This window comes from Variovorax sp. F042 (assembly GCF_057814215.1).
The window spans coordinates 582,488-598,629 of sequence record NZ_JBVASX010000002.1 but is presented as its reverse complement, the minus strand read 5'-3'; the positions used below and the strand labels follow the sequence as shown (position 1 = coordinate 598,629).

General features: G+C 67.5%; 16 protein-coding genes. 3 read left to right on the top strand and 13 right to left on the bottom strand.

What is annotated here, in order from left to right; translation table 11 throughout:
* The first annotated feature begins 4 nt into the window (after window positions 1-4).
* Window positions 5-889, top strand: coding sequence for a PhzF family phenazine biosynthesis protein (locus ACZYSP_RS11305; protein ID WP_093075810.1), 885 nt, complete (start codon window positions 5-7; stop codon window positions 887-889).
* 103 nt (window positions 890-992) lie between these two features.
* The gene (locus ACZYSP_RS11300; protein ID WP_093075809.1) at window positions 993-1,601 is read left to right on the top strand and encodes a flavin reductase family protein; all 609 of its coding nucleotides are present in this window, start codon (window positions 993-995) and stop codon (window positions 1,599-1,601) included.
* A gap of 7 nt (window positions 1,602-1,608) precedes the next feature.
* On the opposite strand, the gene ACZYSP_RS11295 is transcribed toward ACZYSP_RS11300, so the two are convergent.
* The 6 genes from ACZYSP_RS11295 to ACZYSP_RS11270 form a co-directional block, all read right to left on the bottom strand.
* Window positions 1,609-2,412: a CPBP family intramembrane glutamic endopeptidase gene (locus ACZYSP_RS11295; protein WP_093075807.1), complete on the bottom strand. Its 804-nt coding sequence runs from the start codon at window positions 2,410-2,412 to the stop codon at window positions 1,609-1,611.
* Window positions 2,413-2,461: 49 nt separating this feature from the next.
* Window positions 2,462-3,289, bottom strand: coding sequence for a ChbG/HpnK family deacetylase (locus ACZYSP_RS11290; RefSeq protein ID WP_093075806.1), 828 nt, complete (start codon window positions 3,287-3,289; stop codon window positions 2,462-2,464).
* Entirely contained in the window at window positions 3,282-4,862 is a 1,581-nt protein-coding gene (locus ACZYSP_RS11285; protein ID WP_093075804.1) for an ArnT family glycosyltransferase, read from the bottom strand. Before ACZYSP_RS11285 ends, ACZYSP_RS11290 begins: the two co-directional genes overlap by 8 nt.
* Window positions 4,859-5,911 (bottom strand): glycosyltransferase family 2 protein, encoded by a 1,053-nt coding sequence (locus ACZYSP_RS11280; protein ID WP_093075803.1) that lies wholly within the window; start codon window positions 5,909-5,911, stop codon window positions 4,859-4,861. Before ACZYSP_RS11280 ends, ACZYSP_RS11285 begins: the two co-directional genes overlap by 4 nt.
* Window positions 5,908-6,504: a phosphatase PAP2 family protein gene (locus ACZYSP_RS11275; RefSeq protein WP_093075802.1), complete on the bottom strand. Its 597-nt coding sequence runs from the start codon at window positions 6,502-6,504 to the stop codon at window positions 5,908-5,910. The genes ACZYSP_RS11280 and ACZYSP_RS11275 overlap by 4 nt, the downstream gene beginning before the upstream one ends.
* Before the next feature lie 162 nt (window positions 6,505-6,666).
* On the bottom strand, window positions 6,667-7,116 hold the full coding sequence (locus ACZYSP_RS11270) for a hypothetical protein (RefSeq protein WP_489014165.1): 450 nt from the start codon (window positions 7,114-7,116) through the stop codon (window positions 6,667-6,669).
* A gap of 172 nt (window positions 7,117-7,288) precedes the next feature.
* Here ACZYSP_RS11270 and ACZYSP_RS11265 point away from each other — a divergent pair, with 172 nt between their 5' ends.
* Entirely contained in the window at window positions 7,289-7,666 is a 378-nt protein-coding gene (locus ACZYSP_RS11265) for a DUF3703 domain-containing protein (protein ID WP_093048810.1), read from the top strand.
* Window positions 7,667-7,701: 35 nt separating this feature from the next.
* On the opposite strand, the gene ACZYSP_RS11260 is transcribed toward ACZYSP_RS11265, so the two are convergent.
* The 7 genes from ACZYSP_RS11260 to ACZYSP_RS11230 form a co-directional block, all read right to left on the bottom strand.
* A complete protein-coding gene (locus ACZYSP_RS11260) occupies window positions 7,702-8,262 on the bottom strand; it encodes a methyltransferase family protein (protein WP_093076072.1) in 561 nt (186 codons plus the stop codon).
* Between the two features lie 29 nt (window positions 8,263-8,291).
* A complete protein-coding gene (locus ACZYSP_RS11255; protein WP_093075799.1) occupies window positions 8,292-9,050 on the bottom strand; it encodes an SDR family NAD(P)-dependent oxidoreductase in 759 nt (252 codons plus the stop codon).
* The gene (gene paaZ, locus ACZYSP_RS11250; protein ID WP_093075797.1) at window positions 9,050-11,122 is read right to left on the bottom strand and encodes a phenylacetic acid degradation bifunctional protein PaaZ; all 2,073 of its coding nucleotides are present in this window, start codon (window positions 11,120-11,122) and stop codon (window positions 9,050-9,052) included. Before paaZ ends, ACZYSP_RS11255 begins: the two co-directional genes overlap by 1 nt.
* A 42-nt stretch (window positions 11,123-11,164) precedes the next feature.
* Window positions 11,165-11,896, bottom strand: coding sequence for an ABC transporter ATP-binding protein (locus ACZYSP_RS11245; RefSeq protein ID WP_093048821.1), 732 nt, complete (start codon window positions 11,894-11,896; stop codon window positions 11,165-11,167).
* Entirely contained in the window at window positions 11,893-13,809 is a 1,917-nt protein-coding gene (locus ACZYSP_RS11240; protein ID WP_093075796.1) for a branched-chain amino acid ABC transporter ATP-binding protein/permease, read from the bottom strand. The genes ACZYSP_RS11245 and ACZYSP_RS11240 overlap by 4 nt, the downstream gene beginning before the upstream one ends.
* Window positions 13,806-14,834: a branched-chain amino acid ABC transporter permease gene (locus ACZYSP_RS11235; RefSeq protein WP_093075794.1), complete on the bottom strand. Its 1,029-nt coding sequence runs from the start codon at window positions 14,832-14,834 to the stop codon at window positions 13,806-13,808. Before ACZYSP_RS11235 ends, ACZYSP_RS11240 begins: the two co-directional genes overlap by 4 nt.
* 143 nt (window positions 14,835-14,977) lie before the next feature.
* Window positions 14,978-16,126 (bottom strand): ABC transporter substrate-binding protein, encoded by a 1,149-nt coding sequence (locus ACZYSP_RS11230; protein WP_093075793.1) that lies wholly within the window; start codon window positions 16,124-16,126, stop codon window positions 14,978-14,980.
* Window positions 16,127-16,142: the final 16 nt, after the last annotated feature.

Here is a 16,142-nt window from a genome sequence, read left to right as displayed (position 1 = left end):
AATCATGAAACGATCCTACAGAGTGGTCGATGTCTTCACCTCCAGGCCTTTCCTGGGTAACCCGGTTGCGGTGGTCCTCGATGCCGAAGGGCTCGATACCGGCGAGATGCAGGCCATAGCGGGCTGGACCAATCTGTCGGAGACGACCTTCGTGCTTCCGCCCTCGTCGGGGGAGGCCGACTATCGATTGCGGATATTCACTCCACGCAGCGAGCTTCCCTTTGCCGGTCATCCCACGCTCGGCAGCGCTCATGCGGTGCTGGAGTCTGGACGTGTCGTGCCGCGCAGCAGTGGGCGATTGGTTCAGGAGTGCAGCATCGGTCTTGTCGAGCTGACAGTTGGGCAAACAGGTGACAACCGCCGCCTGAGCTTCGCGCTGCCACCGGCAAGGTTGGACGCCTTGGGCAAGGCAGATCTGGCAGAGCTGGAGTCGATTCTCGGAAGCAAGTTGAAGATTGAACCGGCCATCGTGAATGTGGGGCCGGTCTGGCTCATCGCACACATGGACGATGCGGGCAGCGTCATCGGCTTGCATCCGGATCTTGCGAAGCTGGCTGATCTCGAACGCCGCCTGGGCGTTACGGGCCTGACAGTGTTCGGACCGCATCAGGCCGGAGATGCCGCAATAGAAGTTCGCACCTTTGCGCCTTCGTGCGGCGTGACGGAAGACCCCGTGTGCGGAAGCGGCAACGGCAGCGTGGCCGCATTCCTGTGGGCGCGAGGCCTGTTGCCCACCGATGGAAAGGACTACCTTGCGACCCAGGGGCGCTGTGTCGGTCGGGATGGACGCATCGAAGTGAACGTGGATGCAGGCGGGCGCATTCGCATCGGCGGTTCTTGCGTCACATGTGTCGAAGGCTCGATAGTGGGATGCGAGCTGGGCGCATGACAGGTACGATTTCGCCGTGACCGGCGCCAATGCGTTGCGCATCCGCCCAGTCACCGTCCGCCGGCTGCCCCGCGGACGAATCCCAACCTGAGCAATCTCGCCCATGATCGCCTCTCACCGCCAGCCTGTTGCACTGAACAAAGCCTATCGCCTGCTGAACCACGGCCCCACCGTGCTAGTGAGCGCTGCACATGGCGGCCAGCGCAACATCATGGCAGCGGCCTGGGCCATGCCGCTGGACTTCGATCCGCCCAAGGTGGCGGTGGTGCTCGACAAGAGTACCTGGACGCGCGAACTGCTCGAAGGCGCCGGCAGCTTCGCGCTGCAGGTGCCGGTGCGTGCTCAGCTCGACCTGACCGAGGCGCTGGGCAACAGCTCTGGCCGCGAGATCGTCGAGAAGTCGGGGCAGGACAAGTTCGCCGCCTATGGGCTGGAGACTTTCACAGGCACGGCCACCGATGCGCCGTTGCTCGAAGGCTGCGCGGCCTGGCTCGAATGCCGGCTGCTGCCCGAGCCCTCGATCCAGCAGCGCTACGACCTGTTCCTTGGCGAGGTGATCGCCGCGCAGGCCGATGAGCGCGTGTTTGCCAACGGTCGCTGGAACTTCACCGGGCACGACGAACTGCGCACCTTGCACCACGTGGCGGGCGGGCACTTCATCGTCGATGGCGATGCGGTCGACGCGCAGCCACTGCCGCCGCTGTCTCGCTAGAGGACGTTCAGGCCGAAGTGCCCCGCGCCGCGCGGGGCACCAGCATCGCCCGCAAGGCCAGCACGCCGCACACGGCTGCCGCCAGTGCCAGCAGCACGGCCCAGAGCAGGCGCGAGGGCGATGCAGCATCCAGCCAGTCGGCCAGCAGCAAGGTGGTGATGTTGTAGGCGGCGTGCAGCGCAATGCACGGAATGAGCGAGCGCGTGCGCTCGTACAGCCACGCGAGCACGGTGCCCATCACGAAGCCGACCACGAACTGGTAGATGTTCATGTGCGCCGCGCCGAAGAACAGCGCCGACATGAAGATTGCCTGCCCCCGCGGATAGCGCTGCAGGAAGCCGCGCAGCACGATGCCGCGGAACAGCATTTCCTCCAGCAGCGGCGCCAGCACGCACACCGCGAGCACGGCGGCGATGCTGCCGTCGGCCATGCGGCTGAACATCGATTCTTCCCAGGCCGACAGCGGAACAACGCGCATCAGCAGGTTGAGCGCGGAAGTAATCGTCAGCAGCAGCGCGGGCACCAGCAGCAGCACCGGCGGCACCACGAGCATGAGCACTGCCCCGGCGGAAGCCGGCGACTGGTGGAACAGCTCGCGGTACGTGAGCTTCTGGGCGTGCATCACCACCGCGAACACGCAGCCGTTGCCCAGCACGGCTGCAAGCACACCGATCTGCATGGTGTTGAGCTCCAGCCATCCGTTGGCGTCGCGCAGCGCTGCGCCAATGACGAACTCGCAGAGGAACAGCGCCACGAACAGGAGGGCGGCTTGCACCGCCGAGGGAAAGGCGGCGCTTTTCGGGGAGGGCATTGGGCGGGGCGCGGAGGGAGGGTGGCGCGGATGTTACGCGACCGGCTTGTCAGCCTCGCTGCAGGTGTTGCGAGAGCGGCGCGAGCGCTATCCCGCTGCTGCCGTCCTGCGCCGCCAGCACCAGTTCGCGCAGCAATGCGTACTCGCGCAACCGGGCAGCGCCGTGCGGGTCGCCCGGCTCGATCCCGGCGGAGGGGTGGCACATGAGCACGTCGCCGGTATTGCATGCCGAGATCCATTCGGACAGGCGCTGCTCGTGTTGCTGCATGTCGCCCGAAAAATCGTAGACGCCCAGCAGGTGGGTGCTCACGGGAATGCCGCGCCGCGCGGCCAGTGCGGCCAACTGCGGGCCACCCAGTGCGTGGATGACCCGGGCCTTCAGCCGCTCGGGGCCCTGGCGCAAGCCCGGCGCCGTGCTGCGGATCCAGGGCGGCGACGCGGCATAGCGCCGCGCGATTTCCTCCACCAGCAGATCGCGTACGACCGGGAACTGGTGCACGTGCCGGTGCCCGTCGACGAAGGCGGGCGCGCGGCCCAAGGCGTCCTCGAAGCGCGTCAGCTGGTCGCGGATGTCGGCCTGCAGCCCCGGTGCGAACACCGTGCGCGTGTACGTCCGTGCGAGCAGCCCCAAGAGCCCGGGCTCGGTGCCACCAGCACGGGCGGGCCGCGTGAGATCCAGATGCAGGCCGGTATCGAACCGCGCCGGGTCGATGCGCCGCAGCATCCTCGTTCCGGTCAGCCAGGCATCGCGTCGCACCATGCAGCTGGCCGCGGAGATTTTTCCCTGCTCGGCCAGGTCGAACACGGCGGAGTTGATGCCCGCGCTCATGCCGAAGTCGTCCGCGCAGATGCAGAGGTAGCGCAAGGCCTCACTCATCGCCGTTCGTTCCGGAGATCGGGGCGGGCGTGGCTTCCAGGCAATGCGGGTCGCTCGTGGCGCTGCCTGCGAAACGCCATACGGCGACGCCGTCGTTCACCGCCACCAGTTGCGCGCGGAAGAGCCAAGGGTGCGTGAGCTGCGCCGTGTTCGAAGCGACGAGCCATGTGGTGCGCGGCAGACACAGCGTGGCCGCGAGTTGCGTGCGGTCGATCAGCGTGCGGGCCGCGCGCTCCGGCTCGAAGCGGCCGGCGTCGGAGATCTCCTTGCGCCAGTTGTCGCGGGTGTCCAGCGCTGCCGCCTTCCAGTCGTCCGACACCAATACCGGCCCGCGCAGGTTCCAGTAGAAGGGAATGTCGTAGTAGTAGCTGTCGAGCATCAGCACCTGGTCGCCGGGCGCCACCGCCTGCCCGGCCGGCAGCCGCAGCCGTGTGCCCGGCGGCGATGAAAGGATCGAAATGGCAACCACGCAGGCGATGCACACGGCGGCGGCCCCCAGCGCCATTGCGCGCACCTTGGGTAGCAGCGTCTCCAGCACGCGGCCGGCGAGCACGCGCTGCGCGATCAGGTACGCCAGCGGCGGCAGGGCAGGCAGCACGTAGCCGACGAGCTTGGAGCGCGGCAGCGAGAAGAACACCACGATGACTGCGAGCCAGATCCACATCAACCAGTCGACATCGCTGAGCCGGGGGCGCGCGGTGCCGTCCTTGCCCCTGGGCACGAACACCCACGCGAACCACGGCAGCGTGAAGCCTGCGAGCACCGGCAGGTAGAACCAGAAGCCATGCTCGTTGTTGAAGCCCGACGAAGCAAAGCGCCGGAAGTGCTGCGTGATGACGAAGTAGTCGAAGAACTCCGGGTACTTCATCTGCATTGCGATGAACCAAGGGCCGGCCACCGCCAGCACTATTGCCCAGCCGGGCAGCCACAGCGCGAGCCGCAGTGTTGCGAGCCTGCGCGTTGCCGCGCACCAGATCGCGATCACCATCGCGGGCAGCACGAGGCCGATCAGGCCCTTGGCCAGCAAGCCGGCCGCGGCGAACAGGTAGGCGCCAGCCAGCAGCGCCTGCCATGGTTCCCCGCGCTCCTTCGCCATTGCGGCGCCGGCCGTCAGAAGCACCGTGGCAGAGATGCAGCCGGCCACCAGCATGTCGAGGTTCGCGAACTGCGCGCCCAGGAAGAAGAAGGGCGTGGTCACCAGCACCACCGTCGACAGCAGCGCCTGCGGCACCGTCGTCCACCGGCGCAGGAAGAAGAACAGCGAAGCCGCCGCTGCGCCACCACCCAGGACGGACGGCAGTCGCGCCGCCCATTCCACCGGCCCGGTCACCGCCATCGCGGCGGCGCCGATCCAGTAGAACAGCGGCGGCTTGTGGAAGAAGGGCAGGCCGTCGAGCCGAGGCACCAGCCAGTCGCCGGAGTGCAGCATCGCGAGCGCGACGCCGCCGTAGCGGCCCTCGTCAGGCGCCATCAGCGGACGGAGCCAGGCGGTGGCCAGCAGCCACGCGAAGAGCGCGGCAATGAGCCACAGCGGCCGGGGCACGGTCCGCCATGCAGAGTCGAATTGCTTCATGGCTTGCCGGTCTCGATCCCCGTGCCGCGCTCTTCGCGCACCACATACAGCGGGCGGCCCTTGACTTCCTCGTAGATGCGCGCGATGTATTCGCCCACGATGCCGGTAGAGATCATCTGGATGCCGATGAAGAACATCAGGCTCACCACGATGGTGGTCCAGCCCGAGACGGCATTGCCGAACAACAGGTGGTCGATTGCCACGAAGGCACCATAGCCGAAGGCCGGCAACGCCAGCAGCAGGCCCACCACGCTGACCATGCGCAGCGGCCAGGTGGTGAAGGCGGTGAGCCCGTCGATGGCCAGGCGCACCAGCCGGCGTGCGTTGAAAGTGCTGCGGCCTTCCGCACGCGGTGCGGGCGTGTAAGGCAGCGCCACTGCGCGAAAGCCTACCCAGGCGTACAGCCCCTTCATGAAGCGGCTGCGCTCCGGAAGGCTCATGAGCGCATCGACCACCTTGCGGTCCATCAGGCGGAAGTCGCCCGCATCCTTGGGCACGGCGAAGCGGTCCGACGAATTGACGAGGCTGTAGAAGAGCCGGCTGCCGATCTGCTTGAAGCGGCTCTCGTCGCTGCGCTCTTCGCGCACCGCATACACCACCTCTGCGCCGGCCACCCACTGCGCGACCATCGTGTGGATGAGTTGCGGCGAATGCTGCAGGTCGCCGTCGAGCAGCACCACCGCATCGCCCGTGGCAGCGGCAAGGCCTGCAGTGAGTGCGGCCTCCTTGCCGAAGTTGCGCGACAGAGAGATGCAGCGAAAGCCCGAGAGCTCGCACCACGCCTCGGCCACCGCGGCGGTGTCGTCGGTGCTGCCGTCGTCCACCACGATGATCTCCCAGCGCATGTGCGTGGCCCAGAGGATGTCTTCGAGCAGTGGCAGCAGGTGCCGCAGGTTGGCCGCCTCGTTGAAGCAGGGGATCACGCAGGAGATGCTGCGCGCTCCGGCCGGCGATGCGAGCGGCGTGGCCGTGCGCGGTGCTGGCGCCTCGGCCTGCTGCAGCCTGGCCGGTGCGCGCGAATGCCTGCTGGCGTTGGTCGGGGAGATCATGGATGCCTCCAGAAAGAAGCGGCCGCTGTCTTGTCGTCGCGCGTGCGGCCAGCGTGCGACGCCGGAAAAGAAATGAGCCGGTGCCCGATCCATTGCGCGGCGGCGAGCAGCCCTGCGATCGCGACCGCGAGCAGCAGGCCGGCTGCGATGTCGAGCGGGAAATGAACGCCCACGTAGACGCGCGCCCATCCGGTGATGGCGGCCAGCAGCAGCAGCGGCACGCTCAGCCTGCGCAGGCTGGGGCGCAGCAGGAAGGCCAGCGCCACCATGAACATCACCGTTGCGTGCGTGCTGGGCAGCGAGCCGCGACCCGCATGCTCGATGTACGAAGGCGCCAGCCCCAGCATGAAGGGCCGCGGAGCGTTGAGCGACAGCGCAATCGCGTGCGAGGCCATCGATGCGAAGCCCGCGAGCGCTGCCACGATGCAAAGGTAGGCCCGGTCGGCGCGATGCCGCCACAGCGCCACAACGAGCACGCCCGCGCACAGCCAGCTGCCCCAGAGCGCGAAGGCCGATGCAACCGACAGCACCCACGGCGTCGGCTGGCTGCCGGCCGTGAGCCATTGAAAGAGTGTGAGGTTCAGCGCATTCATGGCGCCACCTTCTTCGGCAAGCTGGAGAAAACAATGGGCGTGCGACAGCACCCGGTGCGGCGCGCGCACCAGAAAAATCCGGACATGGTCAAACCTTTCGAGAGGGACGCAGGAGCCCGCAGCGCGAAGCAGCGGACCACCAGACGCGCGAGGCGTCGTGTCTCAGATCCCGGAAGGTGGTGCAGCAGTGGGCGGCAGAAGCCGCCAGGGCTGCGAGAGAGGCGGGGCACCGCCGTGCGGCGGCACGTGTTCGGGCGCTTCGCGCACGATGGGTACCACCAGCCGTGCGACAGCCACGGCCAGCGGCAGCAGTGCCAGCACCATCGCCATCAGCGTGTTCAGCCCGAGCTTGAAGGCATCGGGGTGGTCGATGCTCGCCGGCGCCTGGGTGAACACCGTGGTCTCGCGGTCGGACGAATGATCCGCACGGTCGTCGGCTTCGAATTGCGTGGTTTCGCTGAGGTTGCGCAAGCGCAGCATCGGCTCGTCTTCCAGCCCGTCGCAGCGGAAATGCACTGCGATGAACGGCTGCAGAAAGATCAGCAGGATGCCGGCAACGCACCACGCCTTGTAGTGCGCCTCAGCAAAACGACGGATGCGTGCGAGCAGCATGCACGAATGCTAGGAGGCTCGTGTGAACAGAACCTGATCGGGCGGGTCAGCATCCCGCAAGGTTGAGGATGACGTGCGTGTGAAAAGGCCTTCGTGGGCTGCTTCATCGACCCCTCGTGCCGCAAGGCTGCTTCTTGACCCTGGAGTGGCTTTGGGGCTTTCAATCGCCTGCATGAATCCAGCTCTTCAGCATCAGGCTTTTGACCGTGAAATGTCATTCGCGCGCGCCGCACTGGCAAACGGCGACACCGCACAAGGGTGGCGTGCGCTCGAACTTGCACACGTCATCGGGCAGTCGCGCTTCCTTCTGCATCTGCGCGTCCATATGGCGATGCTCGGTGTCGCGGTGCGGCACAACGACCTGAAGGAAACGGGCGCACAACTGTTGCGCTTGGCCTTGGTTCCATTGGGTCACATGCTTGGCCGCCTGCCCGCCTTCAACCCCGGCAGTGGCCGCGTGAGTGCGCTATCGCCTGCTGACTGGCCTGGCGAACTCGACCCTCACTCTCTCGAGCGGATCGATCCTTCGGCATCACCACGCCGTTGCTGAACGGCGCTCACGCGGAGACGAGCTTCGGCCGCCCGCTAAAGCAAAAACGGAATAAACCGCCGCGTGCCCCGCATGTAAGCACGGTAGTCATCGCCGAAGTGCGCGATGCACTCCTGCTCGTCGCGCAGCGCCGTCAGAAACAGCAGCACCGTGGCCGCGAGCACCAGCGCCAGCGTGAGCCAGGTGAACTGCTTGAGAAAAGCGCCCCAGGCCAGCAGCATCAGCGCCGTGTACATCGGGTGGCGGATATAGCGGAAGGCGCCGGTGCTGACGATGGCCGAGGTTTTCTCGAAGCCGTACAGCGCGGGGTCGTCGCTGCGCGCCTCGGTCGGCTTGCCCTGCGCCTTGAGCAGTCGCACCGCGTGAATCGGCAGCCAGATCGACAGCACGAAGAAGAGCGACGAGACGATCTGCTTGGGCGAGAACGGATCGTCATGCCACATGGGCAGGTTCACGACGATCAACACCAGCATGCATTCCCATGCGAAGAAGCGGTAGAAACCGTGCGAGCCGGGCTGGCTCAGCGGGCCGCGCGACACGTACAGCAAAGCGGCCGTGCCGGCGACGAAAAGGAAGAGCTGAATCCAGAAGAGCATGGCGGGCGAATTTACACGGCCCGCGGGCATCAGCCCGAAATGGAAAACCCGCCGTCGACGGGAATGGCCGTGCCCGTCACGTAGTCCGACGCGGGGCTCGCGAGGAACACGGCGGTGCCGGCAATGTCGGCCGGCTGGCCCCAGCGGCCGGCGGCGGCGCGGGCCTTCACCCGCTCGTACAGGCCCGGAACCTGGCTGCGCGCGCCATCGGTCAGTTCTGTCTCGAACCAGCCCGGCAGGATCGCGTTGACCTGGATGTTGTCGGCCGCCCACGAGAGCGCCGTCGACTTGGTGAGCTGCACGATGCCGGCCTTGCTCGCGGCATAGGCCGGTGCGTAGGCCGCACCGAAGATCGACATCATCGAGCCGATGTTGATGATCTTGCCGCCGCCCGCGGCTTTCAGGTGCGGGTGCGCGGCGCGGCTGCACAGGAAGGCGCTGGTGAGGTTGGTGTTCATCACCTTGTGCCACTCGTCCAGCGAGAGCTGGTCGACCGGCTTGCGCACGGTGGTGCCGGCGTTGTTGACCAGGATGTCGAGCCGGCCGCAGCGCGCGGCGGCGTCGTCGAACAGCTTCTGCACCGAGGCTTCGTCGCTCACGTCGGCTTCGAGCGCGAAGCTGTCGCTGCCCAGCGCCTTCAGCGCTTCGACGGCAGCGGCCGACTTCTGCGCATTGCGCGCGGCGACGATGACACGCGCGCCGGCCTTGGCAAGGCCCTGCGCCATGCCGAGGCCGATGCCCCCGTTGCCGCCCGTGACGAGCGCGACTTTGCCAGTGAGATCGAACATCAGGTAGAGGCTGGAGTGGAGGTGGTTTCGGGTTTCTTGGAAACGAGCGTCAGGATATCGTAGCTGGCGACCAGCTCGCCGTCCTGGTTCGTCACTTCCACGTTCCATGCCACCACGCCCTGGCCCTGGCCGCTCGCGTCCTTCTTGTTGCGGTCGATCTTGCGCTTGCAGGTCAGGCGCGCCTGGATGGTGTCGCCGATGCCCACGGGCTTGGTAAAGCGCAGCGTGTCGAGGCCGTAGTTGGCCAGCACCGGGCCCGGCGATGGCGACACGAACAGACCGGCCGCGGCCGACAGCACGAAGTACCCGTGCGCAATGCGCTTGCCGAAGGGCGACTGCTTCGCGGCCACCTCGTCGAAGTGCATGTAGAAGTAGTCGCCCGAGATGCCGCCGAAGGCCACGATGTCGGCCTCGCCGACGGTGCGGCGGTGCGTGAGCAGCGAGTCGCCGATGCGCAGGTCTTCGAAGTAGCGGCGGAAGGGGTGCACATCGCTCTCGCGCACGGCCGCGCCGCGCACGTGCTCGCCGGTGATGGCGGCCAGCATGGTGGGCGAGCCCTGCACCGCGGCGCGCTGCAGGTAGTGCTTCACGGCGCGCAGTCCGCCGAGCTCTTCGCCGCCGCCCGCGCGGCCGGGGCCGCCGTGCTTGAGCTGCGGCAGCGGCGAGCCGTGGCCGGTCGACTCGGCCGCGGCCTCGCGGTCGAGCACCAGCAGGCGGCCGTGCCATGCGGCAGCAACCGGGATCGCCTTGGCCGCGATGGCCGGGTCGCGCGTGACCAGCGTGCCCACCAGGCTGCCGCGGCCGCGCGCGGCCAGTGCCAGCGCCTCATCGATGCCGTCGTAGGGCATCAGCGTGCTGACGGGGCCGAAGGCCTCGACGTCGTGCGCAGCGTCGTGTTCGAGCGGCTTGCGGCTCAGCAGCAGCGTGGGCGCGAAGAACGCGCCTTCGCTCACGCCGTCGCCCACCGGCGAGAAGCCGTCGCGCTCGCCGTACACCAGCTCCGCGCCCTTCAGCAGCGTGGCCACGCGTTCGGCCACGTCGGCTTGCTGGTCGCGCGAGGCGAGGGCGCCCATGCGCACTTCTTCGCGTGACGGATCGCCGACGACAGTTTTCGCGAGCCGTGCGCGCAGCCGCTCGGCCACCGCATCGAGATGCTGGCGCGGCACGATCGCGCGGCGGATGGCCGTGCACTTCTGGCCGGCCTTGGTGGTCATCTCGCGCGCCACTTCCTTCACGAAGAGATCGAACTCCTCGTCGTCGGGCGTCACGTCGGGCGCGAGGATCGCGCAGTTCAGCGAGTCGGCCTCGGCGTTGAACGGGATCGACTGGCGCACGATGTTCGGGTGCACGCGCAGCTTGGCAGCGGTATCGGCCGAGCCGGTGAAGGTCACCACGTCGGGGCCTTCGAGCCGGTCGAGCAGGTCGCCCGTGCTGCCGATCACGAGTTGCAGGCTGCCCGCGGGCAGGATGCCCGACTGCACGATGAGGCGCATCAGCGCTTCGGTGAGGTAGCTGGTGGCCGTGGCCGGCTTGCCGATGCAGGGCATGCCCGCGAGGAAGCTGGGCGCGAACTTCTCGAGCAGGCCCCAGATGGGAAAGTTGAACGCGTCGATGTGCACCGCCACACCGCCGCGCGGCACCAGGATGTGCGTACCCGCGAAGCCGCCCTTCTTGCCGAGCGGGAAGGCCGGGCCTTCGTGCACGAGGTTGCCCGAGGGCAGCTCGTTGGTGCCGATGCCGGCGTAAGCGCTCAGCGTGCCCGCACCGCCCTCGATGTCGATCCAGCTGTCGGCGCGCGTCGCACCCGTGTGGGCCGAGACGGCGTAGAGCGTTTCCTTGTTCGCGGCCAGGTACTTGGCCAATGCCTTCAGGCGTTCGGCTCGCTGCTGGAAGTCGAGCGCCATCAGCGCGGGAATGCCGGTGCGGCGCGCGTACTGCAGCGCCTCGGCGAAGTCGATGGCCTCGGCGTGCGTGCTCGCCACGGGCTGGCCGTTGACGGCACTGCGCAGTTGCTGCGCGGCCTGCTGGCCGATCCAGCGGCCGGCGATGTAGCTTTGGAGGGTGGTGGTCATGGTGCGTGTCCTTTGGTCAATGGCGCCGGGTCGAAGACTGGGTCAGTCCTTCTTGCCGATGCCCAGGTAGGTGTCGATGATTCGTTGGTCGTGCAGCAGGTCGCGCGCCTTGCCTTCGAGCGCCACGGCGCCCATTTCGAGCACATAGGCGCGGTCGGCCACCTGCAGCGCGGCGCGCGCGTTCTGCTCCACCAGCAGCACCGACACGCCATGGCTGCGCAGTTGCGACACCACGCGCAGCACTTCGCGCACCACCAGCGGTGCAAGGCCGAGCGAGGGTTCGTCGAGCATCAGCAGGCGGGGCCGCGCCATCAGCGCGCGGCCGATGGCCAGCATCTGGCGTTCGCCGCCCGAGAGCGTCGATGCCATCTGCGGACGGCGTTCGCGCAGGCGCGGGAAGATCTCGAAGATCTCGTCCATGCGCGCACGCTGGTCGCGCTTGCCCTTGCGCCACTGGTAGAAGCCGCCGAGCAGCAGGTTGTCTTCGACCGACATCTCGCCGAACAGCTCGCGCCGCTCGGGCACCAGCGCCACGCCGCGCGCCACCATCGTTTCGACGCCGGGGCGGGCGATGCGCTCGCCGCCCAGCGAGAGCCGGCCGGTGGACTGCAGCAGGCCCATGGCAGCGCACAGCAGCGTGGTCTTGCCGGCGCCGTTGGGGCCGATCACGGTGACGATCTCGCCTTCGTTCACCTGCAGGCGTACGCTGTGCACCGCCTCCACGGTGCGGTAGGCAACGCAAAAGTCCTCGAGTTGAAGCAGAGGGTGGCTCATCGTGCGTCTTCCAGCAGTTCGTCGTCGGCGCCGCCGAGGTAAGCCTCGAGCACGCGCGGGTTGGCCTGCACTTCGGCGGGCGTGCCGGTGGCGATGACGGTGCCGAATTCGAGCACCGTGATGCGGTCGGCGAGATTCATCACGAACTCCATGTCGTGCTCCACCACGAGGATGCCGAGGCCCTCGGCGCGCAACTGGCTCAGCAGCACAGAGAGGGCTCGCTTTTCAAGATGGCGCAGGCCGGCCGCGGGTTCGTCGAGCAGCAGCACCGAAGGCTGGCCAGCGAGTGCGCGGGCGATTTCCACCACGCGCTGCTGTCCCAAGGAAAGCGATGCGGCGGGCGTGTCGGCATGTGGGCCTAGGCCGCAGCGTTCGATCTGCTTGCGGGCTTCGGCCATCAGCGCGGCTTCTTCGGCGCGGTCCAGCCGCAGCATCGCCGCGAGCCAGCCGCGCTTTGCGCGCAGGTGGGCGCCGAGCGCGACGTTCTCGACCACGCTGCGCTGGCCGAGCAGGCGCACGTGCTGGAAGGTGCGGCCCAGGCCCAGTGCGGCAAAGGCGCGCGACGGCTTCGTTGCCATCGACTGGCCCGCGAGCTTCACCTCGCCCGAGGTGGGATCGTCCACGCCCGAGATCATGTTGAAGAAAGTGCTCTTGCCAGCGCCGTTCGGGCCGATCAGCGCGTGGATCTCGCCGGCTTTCAGCGTCATCGAGATCGAGTTGTTGGCGACGAGACCGCCGAAACGCTTGCTCACGTCGCTGGCTTGCAGCAGCAGTTCACCACTGGGTGGCAGGGCGCGTTGTGCGAGCTGCACGGTAGAGGGAGTCTTGGCGAGCGCTGCTGCTGCGGCGGCCTTGCCCGCCGAGTCATCGCGCACCCAGCGGCGCACGATGCGCGCCAGCGTGGGCCACAGGCCATCGGAGAAGCGCTGCAGCACGAAGAGCATCAGCAGACCGAACACGATCACTTCGAAATTGCCGCTGCTGCCGAGCAGCGCGGGCAGGATGTCCTGCAGCTTTTCCTTCAGCAGCGTGATCAGCGTTGCGCCCAGCACCGCGCCCCACAGATGGCCCGCGCCACCGACCACCGCCATGAACAGCAACTCGATGCCGATGTTCAGGTTGAAGGGCGTCGGGTTCACGAAGCGCTGCAGATGCGCGTAGAGCCAGCCCGACACCGCCGCGAGCAGCGCGGCCAGCACGAAGAGCTTGATGCGGTGGCGTGCCGTGTCCACACCCATCGACTCGGCCATGAGCCGCCCGCCCTTGAGCGCGCGGATGGCGCGGCCTTCGCGCGAATCGAGCAGGTTGTGCAGTGCCCACAGCGCCAGCAGCAGCGCCGCCCAGATCACCACGCCCAGCATGCGCGGCGTGGCCAGCGACACGCCGGCCACCACCAGCGGCGGCACGCCGGTGATGCCGGTCTGCCCGCCCAGGAAGTCCATGTTGCCCAGCAGGTAGTACAGGCTCAGGCCCCAGGCGATGGTGCACAGCGGCAGGTAGTGGCCTTGCAGCTTGAGCGTGACCGAACCCAGCGCCCATGCGAGTGCGAAGGTGAACACCAGCCCGAGCAGCAGGCCCGCCCATGGCAGCAGCGCCGGGCTGACCGCGCCGCCCAGCCACGCGGCGGCGGTGGGCGACGTGCAGATCCACGCCGTGGCATACGCGCCCATGCCCACGAAGGCGGCTTGCCCGAAAGAGGTCATGCCGCCCACGCCGGTCAGCATGACCAGCCCGGCCGCGACCAGCGCATACAGGCCGATGTTGCTGAGCACCGAGACGGTGAATTCGGGCAGGAAGCCCCAGGCCAATGCCAGCAGCACCACGCACACCAGCGTGAGCTGGCGCGGCGTGACCAGCGGCTTGCCTTCGGGTTGTGCGGGCACGGCAATGTTGTTCGAAGAAGACGCGCTCATTCTTCGTCCTCCACATGATGGCTGTTGAGCGAACGCCACCACAGCACGGGAATGATCAGGGTGAAGACCAGCACTTCCTTGAACGGGCTGGCCCAGAAAGAGGCAAACGATTCGAGCTGGCCGACCAGCAGCGCGCCGGCCAGTGCCAGCGGATAGCTCGCGAGCCCGCCGACGATGGCGGCGACGAAGCCCTTCAGGCCTATGAGGAAGCCGGTGTCGTAATACACCGTGGTGATCGGCGCGATCAGCAGGCCCGAGATGGCGCCGATGAGCGCCGCGAGCGCAAAGCTCAGGTCGCCCGACAGCTCGGTCGGAATGCCTGACAGCCGTGCACCTACGCGGTTGATGGCGGTTGCGCGCAGCGCCTTGCCCACCATCGAGCGGCCGAAGAACAGGAACATGGCAATCACCAGCAGCAGCGTGACGCCAACCACTACCAGCGATTGCCCGCTGACCGGAATGCCGCCGATGTCGAAGCGCGCTTCTGAGAACGGCGTGGTGCGCGAACCCTCGGCGCCGAAGAACAGCAGGCCCAGGCCGACCAGCACGCCGTGCAGCGCGACCGAGACGATCAGCAGCATCAGCACGTTGGCATCCGCCAGCGGCCGGTAGGCCAGGCGATAGAGCAGCGGGCCGAGCGGCATGATGAGCAGCAGCGTGGCGAGCGTCTGGCCCGCCATCGAGGTCGGCTTGAGCAGCAGCACCAGCGCGGCCGCGGCCGCCGGCAGCACCACGCACCAAGCGAGCGCGGAGGCCCAGTCGACCACCGCGCCGCGCTTCCAGCGCCAGAACTCCACCAGCAGCACCGCGACAGCCAGCACCAGCAGAAGCCACAGCGTGGCCGGCACGCGGCCGGCCTGCAGCATCGCCATGGAGAGCGCCCCGAAGGCGACGAACTCGCCCTGGGGAATGAAGATGACGCGCGTGACTGAAAACACCAGCACCAGCGCGAGCGCCATCAAACCGTAGACGGCACCGTTGACGATGCCGTCCTGCCCCAGCAAAAGGGCGATCTGCGAATCCATATAACAACAGCCTTCGGGCGGCGCCCGTTAGTCAGATCGGGAACACCGAGGAACCGGCTTTGCCGGGCCTCCGGTGTTGCCCCCGGTAGGGGGGTAGGAGAAGCGACACGAAGTGCGCGAAGCCTGGGGGCGAGCCCAGTTGATCAGGGCTGGTATTTCCAGGCGCCGTTTTCGATCTTCACCATCACGCGGGCGCGTTGGTCCAGGCCCAGGTGGTCCTTCTCGGTCATGTTGAAAACGCCATGCGCGCCGGACACTTCCTTGGTCTGCTCCAGCGCGTCGCGCAGTGCGGCGCGGAACTCGGGCGTGCCCGGCTGTGCCTTCTTCAGCGCGACCGGCACGGCCGAGCTCATCAGCAGGCCGGCGTCCCAGGCGTGCGCGCCGAAGGTCGACACCGTGCCCTTGCCGTAGGCGGCTTCGTAGGCTGTCACATAGGTCATGGCCGACTTCTTCACCGGGTTGCTGGCGGGCAGCTGGTCGGCCACGAGCACCGGGCCGGCCGGCAGGAAGGTGCCTTCCACGTCCTTGCCGCCGACGCGCAGGAAGTCGGCGTTCGCCACGCCGTGCGTCTGGTACATCTTGCCGGTGTAGCCGCGCTCCTTGAGCGCCTTCTGCGGCAGCGCGGCCGGAGTGCCCGCACCCGCGACCAGCACGGCGTCAGCCTTGGAGGCCATCATCTTCAGGACCTGGCCCGTCACCGAGGTGTCGGTGCGCGCATAGCGTTCGTTGGCGACCACGGTGATCTTCTTCAGCGCGGCGGCCTTGGCGAATTCTTCAGACCAGCCTTCGCCGTAGGCGTCGGCAAAGCCGATGAAGGCGACGGTCTTCACGCCGTTGGAGGCCATGTGCTCGGCAATGGCGAGCGACATCATGATGTCGTTCTGCGGCGTCTTGAACACCCAGCGCTTCTTGGCGTCCACCGGCTCGACGATGCGGGCCGAGGCGGCCACCGAGATCATCGGCACCTTGGCCTCGCTGACCACGTCGATCATGGCGAGCGAGGTGGGCGTGGTGGAAGAACCCAGCACGATGTCGACCTTGTTCTCGGTGATGAGCTTGCGCGTGTTGGCCACGGCTGCGGTGGTGTCCGATGCGTCGTCGAGCACGATGTAGTTGATCTTCTGGCCCCCGAGAGTCTTGGGCATCAGCGAGATGGTGTTCTTCTCGGGGATGCCGAGCGAGGCGGCTGGGCCGGTGGCCGAGACCGTCACGCCGACAGTGACGTCGGCCCACGATGCGGCGGCGGTGGCGCACAGCGCGGCGATCAGCAGGGGCTTGAAGAAGAATTTCATTTGGTCTTGTCTCCGG

Coding starts and splice junctions, on each gene's coding strand:
- ACZYSP_RS11280 (WP_093075803.1), bottom strand. CDS start 5,911: ATGATCTCCCCGACCAACGCCAGCAGGCATTCGCGCGCACCGGCCAGG.
- ACZYSP_RS11285 (WP_093075804.1), bottom strand. CDS start 4,862: ATGAAGCAATTCGACTCTGCATGGCGGACCGTGCCCCGGCCGCTGTGG.
- ACZYSP_RS11295 (WP_093075807.1), bottom strand. CDS start 2,412: ATGCCCTCCCCGAAAAGCGCCGCCTTTCCCTCGGCGGTGCAAGCCGCC.
- ACZYSP_RS11275 (WP_093075802.1), bottom strand. CDS start 6,504: ATGAATGCGCTGAACCTCACACTCTTTCAATGGCTCACGGCCGGCAGC.
- ACZYSP_RS11260 (WP_093076072.1), bottom strand. CDS start 8,262: ATGCTCTTCTGGATTCAGCTCTTCCTTTTCGTCGCCGGCACGGCCGCT.
- paaZ (WP_093075797.1), bottom strand. CDS start 11,122: ATGACCACCACCCTCCAAAGCTACATCGCCGGCCGCTGGATCGGCCAG.
- ACZYSP_RS11230 (WP_093075793.1), bottom strand. CDS start 16,126: ATGAAATTCTTCTTCAAGCCCCTGCTGATCGCCGCGCTGTGCGCCACC.
- ACZYSP_RS11300 (WP_093075809.1), top strand. CDS start 993: ATGATCGCCTCTCACCGCCAGCCTGTTGCACTGAACAAAGCCTATCGC.
- ACZYSP_RS11245 (WP_093048821.1), bottom strand. CDS start 11,896: ATGAGCCACCCTCTGCTTCAACTCGAGGACTTTTGCGTTGCCTACCGC.
- ACZYSP_RS11305 (WP_093075810.1), top strand. CDS start 5: ATGAAACGATCCTACAGAGTGGTCGATGTCTTCACCTCCAGGCCTTTC.
- ACZYSP_RS11240 (WP_093075796.1), bottom strand. CDS start 13,809: ATGAGCGCGTCTTCTTCGAACAACATTGCCGTGCCCGCACAACCCGAA.
- ACZYSP_RS11290 (WP_093075806.1), bottom strand. CDS start 3,289: ATGAGTGAGGCCTTGCGCTACCTCTGCATCTGCGCGGACGACTTCGGC.
- ACZYSP_RS11265 (WP_093048810.1), top strand. CDS start 7,289: ATGAATCCAGCTCTTCAGCATCAGGCTTTTGACCGTGAAATGTCATTC.
- ACZYSP_RS11235 (WP_093075794.1), bottom strand. CDS start 14,834: ATGGATTCGCAGATCGCCCTTTTGCTGGGGCAGGACGGCATCGTCAAC.
- ACZYSP_RS11255 (WP_093075799.1), bottom strand. CDS start 9,050: ATGTTCGATCTCACTGGCAAAGTCGCGCTCGTCACGGGCGGCAACGGG.
- ACZYSP_RS11270 (WP_489014165.1), bottom strand. CDS start 7,116: ATGCTGCTCGCACGCATCCGTCGTTTTGCTGAGGCGCACTACAAGGCG.